The following is a 13,892-nucleotide window of genomic DNA, read 5'->3' as shown; positions in this document are numbered from 1 at the left end:
CCCCGACGAGACGCCGGGTATCGATCCGGTCGAAGCGCCGCCGTCGACGACGCCCGACGAATTCTAGCCGGCGGCCGAATAAGCGAGCCGCGGGCCCTCGTTGATGGCGGCGGAGAGCTTTACATTATCCTCGCCGAGCTGGCGCTGGAGCCGGTCGGCGAGGTCGGGATCGAGTTTGTAGTCGCGCCCGAGCAGCAGCACCGCCTCGCGTCCGTCGGCGACCTTCACCGTGACATAGACCGCGCCGCGATCACCCGTCGGCAGTGCATCGGCGAGCAGCCCCGCCTGTGAGGCGTCGGTCAGCGTGACGTCGAGTCGGAGGCGATTGTTGGTGTCGAGCTTGGAGAAGGGCTTGAACGCCTTCACCGTGACGCGCACCTCGTCTTCGCCCTCGCGACGGTCGAGTTCGGCAGTGATGAGGCCGGGTTCGCCCGACTTGGCGGCCTCCTCGATGGCCTCGGAGGCATCATCGTCAAAGCACATGCTCGTGAACTGGCCCGAGGGATCGGACAATGTCATCATGAGATAGCGTCGTCCGCGCTGCGAGGTGCGCCAGCGCGCTTCCTCGACGAGACCCGCCATGCGCACATTGGCGCGGCTGCCGGGTTCGACCTTCAGCTCCTGCAATTCGCTGTGCCGTTTGACCTTGTGCGCGGCGAGGAGGTGGGCGTGTGCCTCCACGGGGTGCGAGGAGAAATAGAAACCGAAGGCATCGCGCTCGGCATTCATCCGTTCGGCGAGCTTCCATTCGGCCTGCGGCAGGCGGATTGCCGCGACTTCGGGCTCGGCATCGGCGCCGCCGAACAGGCCGCCCTGCCCGCTCTCGCGCTCACCCGCGGCCTGCTGGGCATGTTTGAGGATGGTCTCGGCGCCGGCGTGGACCGACGCGCGGTCCGGATTCAGCTCGTCGAAGCTGCCCGCGCTGGCGAGCGCTTCGAGCTGGCGGCGGTTGAGGAGGCGCGGGTCGATGCGGTCGGCAAATTCCTCGAGGCTGGCAAACCTGCCATTGGCGTCGCGCTCGGCGGTGAGCTGTTCCATCGCCTTTTCGCCCACGCCCTTGAGGGCGCCGAGGGCGTAGCGGACCTGGCCGTCCTGCACGTCGAACTCGGCCATCGCCTCGTTGATCGCGGGCGGGGCGACATCGATGCCCGAACGGCGACAATCGTCGACGAACAAGGCGAGCTTGTCCGTGAGGTTCATGTCGTAGGTCATCGAAGCGGCGTAGAATTCTGCCGGGTGATGCACCTTGAGCCAGGCGGTGTGATAGGCGACGAGCGCGTAGGCCGCGGCGTGGCTCTTGTTGAAGCCGTAGCCGGCGAACTTGTCGATGATGTCGAACAGCTCGTTTGCCTTGGCGGCGCTGATGTCATTCTTGGCCGCGCCCTCGACGAAGCGGGCGCGCTGCTTGTCCATCTCGGCCTGGATCTTCTTGCCCATCGCGCGACGCAGCAAGTCGGCGTCGCCGAGGCTGTAGCCGGCGAGCACCTGCGCGGCCTGCATCACCTGTTCCTGGTAGACGAAGATGCCGTAGGTCTCGGCCAGCACGTCCTTCAGCAGCGGATGCGGATATTCGATCTCGGCGCGGCCGTTCTTGCGGTCACCAAAGAGCGGGATGTTGTCCATCGGGCCCGGGCGATAGAGCGAGACAAGCGCGATGATGTCGCCGAAATTGGTCGGGCGGACGGCAGCGAGCGTGCGGCGCATGCCCTCCGATTCCAGCTGGAAGACGCCGACCGTGTCGCCGCGCTGGAGCAGCTTGTAGACCTCTTCATCGTCCCACGGCAGCGTCGAATAATCGACGGTGACGCCCTTCTTGGCACACAGGCGCGCGCCTTCCTTGAGGACCGACAGGGTCTTCAGGCCGAGAAAGTCGAATTTGACGAGGCCGGCCTGCTCGACATGCTTCATGTCGAACTGGGTGACCGGCATGTCCGAGCGCGGGTCGCGGTAGAGCGGGACGAGGCGATCGAGGGGCCGGTCGCCGATGACAACGCCCGCGGCGTGGGTCGAGGAGTGGCGCGGCAGGCCTTCGAGCTTGGTCGCGAGGTCGAACAGGCGCTTGACGTCGCTGTCGGACTTCACCTCGGCGGCGAGTTCGCTGACGCCGTTCAATGCCCGTTTGAGGTCCCACGGGTCGGCGGGAAGGTTGGGCACGAGCTTGGCGAGACGGTCGACATGGCCGTAGCTCATCTGGAGGACGCGGCCGGTGTCCTTCAGCACCGCGCGTGCCTTGAGGCGCCCGAAGGTGATGATCTGCGCCACCTTGTCGCGGCCATATTTCTGCTGGACGTAGCTGATGACCTTGTCGCGATGGGTTTCGCAGAAGTCGATGTCGAAGTCGGGCATCGACACGCGTTCGGGGTTGAGGAAGCGTTCGAAGAGCAGCTTCAGTTCGAGCGGATCGAGGTCGGTGATGAGCAGCGCCCAGGCCACCGCCGAGCCCGCGCCCGAACCACGCCCCGGCCCCACGGGGATGTCATGATCCTTGGCCCACTGGATGAAGTCGGCAACGATCAGGAAGTAGCCGGGAAAGCCCATGCGGTTGATGATGTCGAGCTCGTAATCGAGCCGCTCGACATAGGGGTCGCGCCAACCGTCCGGCTGGGGGCCGCGCACCTTTTCGATGGCATCGAGGCGCGCGGTGAGGCCGTCATGCGCAGCCTTCTTGAGCGCCTCGTCCTCGTCATCACTCATCTTGGGAAGGATGGGACGGCGGTTGGGGGCGGCGACGGCGCAGCGCTGCGCGATCACGCCCGAATTGGCGAGCGCCTCGGGCAGGTCGGCGAACAGTTCCTCCATCGTCGCGGCTGGCTTGAGCCAGGCCTCCGACGAGGAGGTCGGGCGGTCGGGATTGTCGACCTGTGAGGAATTGGCGATGCACAGCATCGCGTCATGCGCCGCGTGGAAGTCGGGCGTGTCATATTGCGCGGGGTTGGTCGCGACGAGCGGCAGGTCGGTCGCATAGGCAAGGTCGAGAAGCTTTTCCTCGGCGGCCTGTTCGCTCGCGTTGCCGCGGCGCGAGAGCTCGATGTAGAAACGGCCCGGAAACAGCCCTGCCAGCTTGTCGGCGAGCGCTTTCGCCTTGTCGTCCTGCCCCTCGGCGAAGAGGCGAGCGATGCCCCCCTCCCCGCCGCCCGACAGCGCGATCAGCCCCTCGGTGCGTTCCGCGAGGAGGTCGAAGGTGACATGCGCGTCCTGTTCGACCGGACGGTCGAGGTGCGCGGCCGAGACGAGACGGCAGAGATTGTCATAGCCCGCCTCGTCCTGCGCGAAGAGCGGGAGCCAGTCGATGGTGCCGGCGGGGCCCAGCCCCTCGGGGCGCATGACCGCGAGCAGCGTGCCGATGACGGGCTGCACGCCCTCGTCCATCGCGGCCTTGGAAAAGCCCATTGCTGCATAAAGGCCGTTGCGGTCGCACAGGCCCGCCGCCGGAAATCCCAGCGCCTTGGTCTTGGCAGCCAGATCCTTGGGCTCGATCGCCCCCTCGAGCATCGTGAAGCTCGAGAAGTTGCGCAGCGGGACATAAACCATTGCGATACTATGACGAATGGGCGCGCGCAGGCCAAGCGGCGCGAAGCCACTTATCCACAGCTAATTTCTGCGGCGGTAGGTGAGGTCGTAACCAGTGGCGTAGGTCGCGCCATGATCCTCGCTGATTTCGCCGAGCTGGCGCACGGCGCCGTCCTCGAGCCTGAAATAGGTCATGCGGACGAAACGATGGTCGCCGGGGCCGTTATAGTTCGCCCACCAGCCCGTCATGACGATGTTACCCTCGTCGTCGGGGCCGCCGACGAAATCGACGGTCTCGCCACCCGAGCCGATCCAGCGCTGGTGCCAGCGACCGTCTTCGCGCAGGCTGTTGAGGCTACCCCCGCCCGGACGCCCGGTCGGCATCCAGTTCTCGCGCACCGCGCAGCCATTGTAGAGACGCTCGATACGGCTCTCGGCGACTTTCTGTTCGGGGCGCGAGGTCGGATAGACGTCCCATTCGCCGACCCAATAATCGAAGGCGGCATGGGCTTCGCTCTCGCAGGCCGGGGGCAGTGCGGGCGGCGACGGCGCGGGGCTCGCCTCTTGAAAGGCCAGCATGAGCGCAATCGTCATCACCATCGGGTTTCTCCCCCTAGAACGTCAGCCCCGGTCCCAACTTGCCGTCATGGAGGCGTACCACGCGGTCCATCCGCGCGGCCAGCGCCTCGTTGTGGGTCGCCACCAGCGCGGCCGAGCCTTCGGCGCGGGTTAGCTCGAGGAAGGCGGCGAAAACGCGTTCGCTGGTCGCCTCGTCGAGGTTGCCGGTGGGCTCGTCGGCGAGGATCAGCGGGGGGCGGTTGGCCAGCGCGCGGGCGACCGCGACGCGCTGCTGTTCGCCCCCCGACAGCTTGGACGGGCGATGGTCGAGGCGCTCGCCGAGCCCGAGGCGGGTCAGCAGTTCGGCGGCGCGATCCTCGGCCTCCTCGCGGCTGGCGCCGTGGATGAGCTGCGGCAGGATGACATTCTCGCTCGCATCGAAGTCGGGAAGCAGGTGGTGGAACTGGTAGACGAAGCCCAGCGTGTCGCGGCGCATCTCGGTGCGCTCATGCTGCGACAGCTGCGCGGCCTCGACGCCGTTGATCATGATCGAGCCCTCGAAGCCGCCTTCGAGGAGACCGACAGCCTGCAGGAGTGTCGACTTGCCCGCGCCCGAGGGCCCCAAAAGCCCGACGATCTCGCCCGGCTGGATGGTGAGGTCGACCCCGCGCAGCACCTCGATGGTGACATGACCTTGCGTGAAACTGCGGCGCAGTCCTTCGGTATGGAGAACCGGCTCACTCATAACGCAGCACCTCGACGGGATCGGTGGCGGCGGCCTTGCGCGCCGGGAACAGGGTGGCGAGGAACACCAGGAGGATCGTCACGAGGATGATCGCGGCGACCTCGAAGGGATCGGTCTTCGATGGCAGTTCCGATAGGAAACGCACGCTGGGATCCCACAATTCGGCGCCCGAGACGAGCTGGATGAAATTGACCACCGACTGGCGGAAGAAGAGGAAGATCGCAGCGAGGATGGCGCCGAGGATGATGCCGACCGCGCCGATGATGAGGCCGACCGACATGAAGATGCGGGTCATCCCTGCGCGGCTCGCCCCCATGGTGCGCAGGATGGCGATGTCGCGCCGCTTGGCGCGCACCAGCATGATGAGCGAGGAGGCAATGTTGAAGGCGGCGACGAGGATGATGATGCACAGCACGACGAACATGACGACGCGTTCGACCTCGAGGGCCTCGAACAGGGCCGAGTTCATCTGGCGCCAATCGACCATCACGCCCTTGCCCGCGATCGTCTGCTGCAATGGCGCGACGATGTCGTTGACCTTGTCGGGCTCGTCGACCTCGATCTCGACCATCGCCACGGCATCGCCGAGCATGAGCATGGTCTGCGCATCCTCGATCGGCATGACCACGAACGCCTTGTCATAATCGTAGACGCCGACCTCGAAGATGGCGGCGACGCGATAGGTGACGATGCGCGGCACGGTGCCGACGGGGGTCGAGCGCCCCTCCGGGCTGATCAGCGAGATCTCCGCGCCCGGATAGGCGCCGAGCGCATTGGCGAGGCGACCGCCGATGGCGACATTGTTGGTGCCGGGCCGGAGGTCGGCGATGCTGCCCGCTGTGACATTCTCGGTGATGAGCTTGTTAGAGCGGATATCCTCGACCCGGACGCCGCGCAGGAGGATGCCTTCGACGCGCCCGTTGGAGGACGCCATCAGCGGCTGCTCGATCAGCGGGGTGGCCTCGACCACGCCCGGCAGGCTGGTCGCCTCCTCGGCGATCGCCTCCCAGTCATCGAGGCGCCCGTCATAGCCCTGCACGATGGCGTGGCCGTTGAGGCCGACGATGCGGTCGAACAGGTCGGCGCGAAAGCCGTTCATGACGCTCATCACGCTGATCAGCGCGAAGACGCCCAAGGCGACCGCCACCACCGAAAAGCCGGCGACGAGGAAGATGAAGCCCTCGCCCTTGTGCGGCAGCAGGTAGCGGCGAGCGATCATGCGCTCATGGGCGGAAAGGATCATGCGGAGAGCTTGGCCAGCGCTGCCTCGGGGGTCAATTCCTCACGTTCGCCCGTCCGGCGATTTTTCATTTCGACCACGCCGTCCTTGAGCCCGCGCGGGCCGATGACGACCTGCCAGGGCAGCCCCATCAGGTCCATGCCGCCGAGCTTGACGCCGCCGCGCTCGTCGCGGTCGTCGTAGAGCGCCTCGACGCCGGCTGCGGTGAGCCCTTCGTAGAGCTTTTCGGCCGCCGCGACCGTCGCCTCGTCATCGGCGCGCATGGTGACGATCCCGACCTTGTAGGGGGCGACCGCCTCGGGCCAGACGATGCCATTGTCGTCGTGGCTCGCTTCGATGATGGCGCCGACGAGGCGCGAGACGCCGATGCCGTAGCTGCCCATCATGGGCGTGATCTCGCCGTCGGGACCCGAGACCTTGAGCCCCATCGCCTTCGAATATTTCTCGCCGAAATAGAAGATGTGGCCGACCTCGATGCCGCGGCCGGTGCGCTGGCGTGTCGCCGGCACCTCGTTCCAATATTGCTCCTCATGGGTCTCGTCGGTGCGCGCATAGACGCCGGTGGCCTCGTTGAAGAGCGTCTCCAGCGCATTGGCATCGTCATAGGACAGGCCCTCGCGCTCGAGGTCCACGTCCTCGATCTTTCCGTCATAGAAGACCTCGCTTTCGCCCGAGGGAGCGAGGACGACGAATTCGTGGCTCAATTTGCCGCCGATGGGGCCGCTGTCGGCCTGCATCGGCACGGCCTTGATGCCCATGCGCTTGAAGGTGCGCAGGTACGCCAGCAGCTGGCGATAGTAGCTGATCTTGGCGCCCGCCTCGTCGAGATCGAAGCTGTAGGCGTCCTTCATCAGGAATTCGCGCCCGCGCATCACGCCGAAACGGGGGCGGACCTCGTCGCGGAACTTCCACTGGATGTGGTAGAGCATGCGCGGCAGCTCGCGGTACGATTTAACATCGTCGCGGAAGAGCGCGGTGATCATGTCCTCGTTGGTCGGGCCATAGAGCATCTCGCGACCATGACGATCCTCGATGCGGAGCATCTCGGGGCCATAGGCGTCATAGCGACCGCTTTCCTTCCACAGGTCGGCAGGCTGGATCGTCGGCATGAGCATTTCCTGCCCGACCTTGTCCTGCTCCTCGCGCACGATCTGCTCGATCTTCCTGAGGACGCGGATGCCGAGCGGCAGCCAGGCGTAGATGCCCGAGCTGGTCTGGCGGATGAGGCCCGCCTGCAGCATCAGCTTGTGGCTGGCGACTTCGGCCCCGGCGGGGCTTTCCTTGAGGACGGGGAGGAAGGACTTGGAGAGGCGCACGTCGTGAACTTTCGATAAAATGCTTCGCGACCGCTCTAGGCAGGCGGGCGACGCATTTCAATCAGCGTCTCGAGCGTGGCGGCGTTGCAACATTGCCAGCCCAAGTGGCTCGAAAGAGACATTAAGGGGTGACAGAATCGTCAAAGACCGGTTAGCGACGTTGGTGTCCGGTTCGAACTCGCTCTTCGATTTCCGAGACAAGGGGGCTGACGAGCAATCGTCACGCAAGGACGCCCGGGCACTCCACTGCCCGGGCGTTTTTTTCATGCCTAGTCGATGCGTTCGCCGCGCAGTTCTGCGCCACCCTGCCGCAGCGTCACGGCAATGGCCTGCCCGCCCGCCATCTCGAAATCGAAGGTCGCGCCGACCCCCGGTGCCACCAACTGGGCCGGGCCGGTCGCCCGCACGGGCTCGGGACGCTGCCCTTCGAGAAGCGCGGTCATGGTGCCATCCGCGGCCTGTGCAAAGGCGATCGTGCCAATCTCGAAGGCATAGTCCCCCATCAGGCGTTCGGCCTGCGCGGGCTCGAGGGTAACATAGGCCGTCCGCGCGGCATCGCCGATGCGTCGGCCCTCGACGCCCTTGGTCGAGCCGTCCGAATGGAAATGCGCCACTGCACCGTCGCCCGCATCGGCGATGCGGAAATAGGTCATGCTGCGCTCGTAGAAGAAGCGCCCCTCCCCGTCGCCGACCACTTCGAGCGGCTGGCTGCCCTCGCGGCGCATGTAGAGCGTGTCGCCATCGCGGTAGAAGTCGCGGATCGTGCCGTCGGCAAATTCGTAGCGCCCTTCCCAGCCCGCCTCGATGGCGTCCGCGGCGGCCACCGGGACCAGCTCGGGATAGGGGTCTCCGAGTGCCATCGCGCCGAGCTTCAGCGCGGCCATCTGCGGGGTCAGCTCGAGCCCGTCGCTATTGGCCATGACGGCGGCGAAGAGCCCGTCTTCCGGCACGTAATAGACGAAGGTCGAAAAGCCGAAGATGCCGCCCCCGTGACCGATCATGTCGCGCCCGCGCACTTGCTCGAGCATCAGGCCGTAGCCATAGGGCTGGGTGTCGCCCGAATAGAGGCGGGTCGGGGCGGTCATGCGGGCGAGCGATTCGGGCGAGACGATCTTTCCGCCGTGCAGCGCCATCGTCCAGGCGCGCAAGCCTTCGAGCGTGCCGGCGAGGCCGCCCGCGGCATGCGGCAGGCTCATGTGGATGGACTGGGCCAGCGTGTCGGTGCCGCCGGTATAGCCCCTCGCCATGACAGGCAGGCTGGTCTCGTCGTCGAGATAGTAGACGTCCGTGATCCCGTTGGGTGCCAGCAGCGCTTCGTCGATCGCCACATGCCACGGCTTGCCCGTCACTTCCTCGATGATCGCGCCGAGGAGGACGTAGCCGCTGTTGTTATATTCCCAGCGCGTGCCCGGCTGGAAGTCGAGCGGATAGTCGTCGAACATGTCGACGAGCTCGGCGGTGGTGACGCTGCCGATGCCCCCGGTGCCCGCCATGATGGCCGGGATGCTGGTGTAGGATTTGATCCCCGACGTGTGATTGAGGAGGTGGTGGAGGGTCACTCCGCGCCACGCCTCGGGCATGCCCGGCAGGAGATCGACGAGCTGGTCGTCGTAGGACAGTCGCCCCTCCTCGACGAGGTGGACGATCATCGCCGCGGCGAATTGCTTGGAGATGGACGCGTAGCGGAAGGCGGTGTCGGGACCCAGCGCGCGACCGCCCGCAATATCCGCCATGCCGACCGCGCCGGCATAGAGCGTCTCGCCATCATCCACGACCAGCGCCGCCGCCCCCGGCCCATCGGCGTCATAGGCAGCGCCGAGCATCTTGTCGCCGTCGACCGGTGCCGCCGTCGCCAGCGCGATCATCGCCGCGCCCATCATCAAAGACGTCATTTCAATCCCCCTGTTTGAATACAAAATACCATCCGTGTTACCGGCCTAATACGGTGAAGCGCGTGGCGCAAGTGCAACCAGCATTGCGCCGGATCGTTACGAGGCTGGAAGGAAGTGCCGTGCACGACACCCTGCTCGCCATCGCCGCAGCTATCGAAATCGCCGGGATCGCCACGATCTGCATCGGCATCATGGTGGCGACGATCCTGTTCATTAGGGCCTGCCTGACGAGCAATGCCCATCGCGAAGCCTATGAGAAATTCCGCGCCAACCTCGGGCGCGGCATCCTGCTCGGCCTCGAACTGCTGGTGGCCGCCGACATCATCTTCACGGTGACCGCGCCGCTGACGTGGGAGTCGGTCGGACTGCTCGGCCTGATCGTCCTCATCCGCACCTTCCTGTCCTTCAGCCTCGAGACCGAGATCGAGGGCGTGGTGCCGTGGCGGCGCCGCGCGATGCACGAGGATGATCCGCAAGTTCGCTAGTTTCTGCCGATTTTTCGCTGGCGCCCCCGATTAATATTGTTAATCTCGCGCGTGCGAGTGGAGCATCAACAGGGGAACGCATATGGCCCAGGAACCGCAAAAGCCGAACAAGAACAAGTTCATCATCCTCGTCGACGGGGTTTATTACATGACCACCGGCGCGCTCCTTACCTATGACATGAAGGTCGCCGAAGGGCTGCCGCCCGGACCGCAGCGCGAAGAGAAGATCCAGGGCGTCAAGGACGTGAAGAAGAAGTTCCAGGACGAGGTGGTGAGCGAACATACCGCCTATGTCGCGGTCGGCTTCGAAACGCCCCCGCCCTACAATCCGGTCAATACCGGCACCAGCGGCTGATCCAAGCCTAGCGGATGATCTTTCCGAGCGACCGGCAGCGCGCCGCCGATCCCGGCGCGCTGCTTTCCGCTGCACGGCGTGCGGCCGCGAAGGCGGGCGTCACGCGGCTTGCGGACGTCACCCGCCTCGATCGTATCGGCTTGCCCGTCTGGCAGGCGATCCGTCCTGCCTCGCGGGCGCTCTCGGTCCACCAGGGCAAGGGCGCCAGCGCGGATGCCGCGCGGCTCGGCGCCCTGCTCGAGGCGGTCGAGAGCGATGCCGCCGAACGCTATGACGGACCGGTCGAGAAGGCGTGCTGGGACGCGCTGCCCGAGGCGGGTCGGGTCAGGGATTTTGCCGATTTCGCGGCAGACCGCGCCGCCCCGCCCCCAACCGACCGCGAGGTCGATTGGGTCGCGACCGAACGCCACGGCGGCGGCACGCTGTGCGTGCCCTTCGAGGCTGTCTCGCTCGACTTCACCCGTTTTCATGACAGTCCTTTCGAACGGGCCAGCGCTGGCCTTGCGACCGGACATGGTCCCGAGGAAGCGCGGCACTCGGCGCTCCACGAACTGATCGAACGCGATGCGCGGTGGGCGTTCGAAGCGAGCGATTTCGTTCACAAGCTCCAGCTCGAAATCCGCCCGGACACCATCCCCTACGACTGGTTTGCAGCGCTGCGGGAGCGGGTGCATTCGACCGGCTGCTCGCTCCGGGTCTTCGTCCTGCCCAGCCTCACCGGCACCCCCGTCTTCGGCGCCCTGCTCCGTGATTATGGCAAGAACGCCACGCCCTATGGCGCGATCGTCGGCCATGCCGCCCATCCCGACCCCGAACAGGCGCTGTTCCAGACCGTCGCCGAGGCGGCACAGGGGCGGCTGACCTATATCGCCGCCGCGCGCGACGACTGCTATCCCTGGCAATATCGCGAGGGCTCTTCCTTCGCGGCCTTCGCCCCGCCGGCGCCGACGAGCGATCTTGCGGGCCTCGACTTCGCCGCCATCCCGCCCGGGCCTGCAAGCATCGACGCGTTGGCAGAGCGGCTTGCGGCCAACGGGTTCGACGAACTGGCCTTCCTGCCCATCGCGCAGGTCGAGGGGTTCGACGTGGTGCGGGCCTTCGTTCCCGGGCTCGGCACGCTGGCGAAGGGGCGCCGCCGATGATCGTCTTCGCCGGCCCTTCCGTCCCTGCCCCCGATCGCGCGCGCCATACCGGCATCGACTGGCGGCCGCCCGCCGTGGCCGGAGACCTGCTCGCGCTTGTCAACGAGGCGCCCGCCAAGGTACTCCTCCTCGACGGCCTGTTCGATGAAGTGGCCGCAGTCACGCACAAGGAAGCGCTCGCGCTGATGGCAGCGGGCACGCGGCTCTACGGCGCCTCGAGCATGGGGGCGTTGCGCGCCGCCGAGCTGGCGGACTTCGGCATGCGGCCGCTCGGCGTCATCGCGCGCGCCTATCGAACGGGGCTGCTGGTCGGTGACGACGAGGTGGCGCTGGTCCATGGCGATGCGCGGATCGGCTGGAAGGCCGTCAGCGTGCCGATCGTCGAGGTGCGCGCGACGCTGGTGGCCGCACGGCGTGAGGGGCTGGTCGATGGCAGGACCGCGCGGCGCCTGCGGGCGGCGTTCCACGAAATCCACTATGTGGATCGCGAATGGGTGGTGATGCGAAAGCTTGCCGAGGACATTGCCCCCGGCATCGGGCCGATGCTCGAGAAGCGGCATGTCCGGCTCAAGGCGCTCGATGCACATGTGGCGATCGCGGCGGCGAAGGCCGACAGGAGCCAAAGCCAGCCGCCCTCCCTGCTACCCGAGACGCATTTCCAGAAGGTGCTGCGCGAGGGGCTCAGCTGTCGTCGGTGAGCGCTTCGGTGACGAGGTCGATGTAGGGCTTGCCGGCATCGTCGCGGAAGGGATGGTGGAAGCGGAACCAGGCGATGATCTCGTCATCGGTCGGCGGGATCGGGCGGTGCCAGCCTTCATGGACACGCGCCTTCCAGCGGGCGACCGCCTTGCCGCCCGTCTTCCGGTCCTTGTCGAACAGGGTGATCGCACTGCACAGCTGCGACCAGAGCGAGGCCACGGTGACGCGCGAGAAATGCTCGCGGGCGGCGTCCATGTCGCCTTCGAGCAGCGCGAGGCGGCCGAGGTCCTCCTGGCTGTTGTCGTCGGCAAAGGGCTGGATGCCGTCCGACTGTTCGAACAGGTGCCGTGCGCGGTCGAAATCGCCGAGATAGGTCATGCCGGTCGCGACCTCGTTCAGCCGGTCGGGGTTGAAGGGATTGCGCTTCAGCGCATGCTCGAAGCAGCTTTTGGCCTGGTCGAATTCGGCGTGATAGAGATGGCAGAAGCCGAGCAGCGTATAGCTGTGGACATGGCTGCGGTCGGCCGCGAGCCCCTCCTTGGCAAGATCGAGCGCGCGCTTGCGCTCGACCGCCCCCGAGGCCCCCAGGGCGGTATAGCCATAGTCGATATTGTAGAGGCGGCAGAGCGGCGGATAGGCGAGCGCGAAATCGCTCTTTTCGGCGATGATCGCCTCGAGCTGCCGCGCGGCATCCTCGGCGGTGGCACGGTCGAGCGCTTCCACGCTCTGCCGCTTGGCGACGAGATAGCGGTCGAACAGCGTGCCGGCATTGTCGCCGATGCCGATCGAGATGTCCTGGTCGAGCGCCGGCATGGCGGCACCGACGATCTGGCGCACGATGGTCTCGACGCCCGCGCCAACGCCCTCGTCCTCGATCAGCATCATCTCGGCCCAGACGACGCCGCCGTCCTGTGCGCGCTGGAGCCGCACATTGGCCTTTGCCCCAGAGGGGGCGGGCAGGAATTTCACGTCGAGACGATAGTCGCGCTCGTTGACCTCTTCGGGGTTGAGCGGCGCATCGACGACCTGGATCTCGCGAAAACGTGACAGGCCGAGCAGCACTTCCTCGCGCATCGAGGCGCCGAGATAGGGGTGCTTTTCGGCGACCGCATCATCCTTGAAATCGCCGACGGAGATGCGCGGCGGGCGCCCCGCCTCGAGGCCCTTCATCGGGGCGCGGGCCGCAGCTTCCTTTTTCGGAGGCTTTGCCGGGGTCCTGGCGGGAGCTTCCTGCGGTGCGCTGTCTCCGTCTTCCTCGCGCACGTCGGCGACGAGGCGATAGCCTCGGCCGTAGACACTTTCGATATAGCGCGGGTGGCGGGGATCATCGCCGAGCGCACGGCGCAGTTCGCGAACCGTGGTGGTGAGCGCTGATTCGGATACGGCCATGCCGTCCCACACGCTCTCGAACAGAGCATCCTTGGTCAGGAGCCGCCCCTCGCGCTCGGCCAGCGCGCAGAGCACCTGGAACGCCTTGTTGCCGAGCTTGACGGGCCCCTGAGGACCGGTGACGCGCTCGTCCCCACGGTCGATCAGAAATTCGCCAATCGCAATCCTGGCACGACGAGCCGTCGGCATTCGCAGTTTTCCCCCGAGCAAAGACCGCTTTCTAGTGCCTTCCGCCAATTCTGAAAAGATTCTGAGTCAGATTCTTTTGGCTTGCTTCCCAAGATGTCGGGTCCCCGACGCCGTAGAAGGAGGATGTCGAGACCGAGCAGGGTCCAAGACACCAAAAGGGAGACGCGAAATGTTCAACCAAGCTTTCATCGGCCTTCTGGCCATCGTCCTGACCGCCAGCACCTTCGGCGGCACCATCAGCATCATGGGCGCCAATGCCCCGGCCGAGCAGGAAGTGCTCGTTGCCTGAGCCGGTTTGAAGCGGACGAGCTGCATCCCGCGAAAGTTCGTCCGCTTCCAGTAACCGCCAGTGCCAGAGTGAAGGAGAGCGGA

The 13,892-nt window shown here is 66.1% G+C and carries 11 protein-coding genes; 4 read left to right on the top strand and 7 right to left on the bottom strand.

All coding sequences use genetic code 11. The features are described 5' to 3' along the window. Positions 1-63: 63 nt before the first annotated feature. From dnaE to NUW81_RS00685, 6 genes are all read right to left on the bottom strand, one after another. Positions 64-3,531, bottom strand: coding sequence for a DNA polymerase III subunit alpha (gene dnaE, locus NUW81_RS00710; RefSeq protein WP_245109286.1), 3,468 nt, complete (start codon positions 3,529-3,531; stop codon positions 64-66). Between the two features lie 60 nt (positions 3,532-3,591). After that, positions 3,592-4,110 carry a hypothetical protein gene (locus tag NUW81_RS00705; RefSeq protein ID WP_245109284.1) on the bottom strand — a complete coding sequence of 173 codons (519 nt, stop codon included), beginning with the start codon at positions 4,108-4,110 and terminating at the stop codon, positions 3,592-3,594. 13 nt (positions 4,111-4,123) lie between these two features. Next, positions 4,124-4,813, bottom strand: coding sequence for an ABC transporter ATP-binding protein (locus NUW81_RS00700; protein WP_245109282.1), 690 nt, complete (start codon positions 4,811-4,813; stop codon positions 4,124-4,126). Beyond that, positions 4,806-6,056, bottom strand: a complete 1,251-nt coding sequence (locus tag NUW81_RS00695) for a lipoprotein-releasing ABC transporter permease subunit (protein WP_245109280.1) — start codon at positions 6,054-6,056, stop codon at positions 4,806-4,808. The genes NUW81_RS00700 and NUW81_RS00695 overlap by 8 nt, the downstream gene beginning before the upstream one ends. Continuing rightward, complete coding sequence (gene proS, locus NUW81_RS00690; protein ID WP_245109278.1) at positions 6,053-7,369, bottom strand: proline--tRNA ligase; 1,317 nt, start codon at positions 7,367-7,369, stop codon at positions 6,053-6,055. The genes NUW81_RS00695 and proS overlap by 4 nt, the downstream gene beginning before the upstream one ends. A gap of 269 nt (positions 7,370-7,638) precedes the next feature. After that, complete coding sequence (locus NUW81_RS00685; RefSeq protein WP_245109276.1) at positions 7,639-9,261, bottom strand: serine hydrolase domain-containing protein; 1,623 nt, start codon at positions 9,259-9,261, stop codon at positions 7,639-7,641. A 119-nt stretch (positions 9,262-9,380) separates the two neighbouring features. Here NUW81_RS00685 and NUW81_RS00680 point away from each other — a divergent pair, with 119 nt between their 5' ends. The 4 genes from NUW81_RS00680 (at position 9,381) to NUW81_RS00665 (ending at position 11,941) form a co-directional block, all read left to right on the top strand. Continuing rightward, on the top strand, positions 9,381-9,746 hold the full coding sequence (locus NUW81_RS00680; RefSeq protein WP_245109273.1) for a DUF1622 domain-containing protein: 366 nt from the start codon (positions 9,381-9,383) through the stop codon (positions 9,744-9,746). A gap of 82 nt (positions 9,747-9,828) precedes the next feature. Continuing rightward, on the top strand, positions 9,829-10,101 hold the full coding sequence (locus NUW81_RS00675) for a hypothetical protein (RefSeq protein WP_245109271.1): 273 nt from the start codon (positions 9,829-9,831) through the stop codon (positions 10,099-10,101). A gap of 14 nt (positions 10,102-10,115) precedes the next feature. Next, positions 10,116-11,243, top strand: coding sequence for a YcaO-like family protein (locus tag NUW81_RS00670; RefSeq protein ID WP_245109269.1), 1,128 nt, complete (start codon positions 10,116-10,118; stop codon positions 11,241-11,243). Continuing rightward, positions 11,240-11,941: a TfuA domain-containing protein gene (locus NUW81_RS00665; protein ID WP_245109267.1), complete on the top strand. Its 702-nt coding sequence runs from the start codon at positions 11,240-11,242 to the stop codon at positions 11,939-11,941. Before NUW81_RS00670 ends, NUW81_RS00665 begins: the two co-directional genes overlap by 4 nt. Here NUW81_RS00665 and NUW81_RS00660 read toward each other — a convergent pair. Next, positions 11,925-13,520: a winged helix-turn-helix domain-containing protein gene (locus NUW81_RS00660; RefSeq protein ID WP_245109265.1), complete on the bottom strand. Its 1,596-nt coding sequence runs from the start codon at positions 13,518-13,520 to the stop codon at positions 11,925-11,927. The genes NUW81_RS00665 and NUW81_RS00660 overlap by 17 nt on opposite strands. Between the last annotated feature and the right edge of the window lie 372 nt (positions 13,521-13,892).

Origin of the sequence: Sphingomicrobium aestuariivivum (assembly GCF_024721585.1) — a bacterium.
Lineage (GTDB): Bacteria > Pseudomonadota > Alphaproteobacteria > Sphingomonadales > Sphingomonadaceae > Sphingomicrobium > Sphingomicrobium aestuariivivum.
The sequence above is the reverse complement of the archived record's forward strand: the minus strand, read 5'-3'. Positions and strand labels throughout refer to the sequence as shown.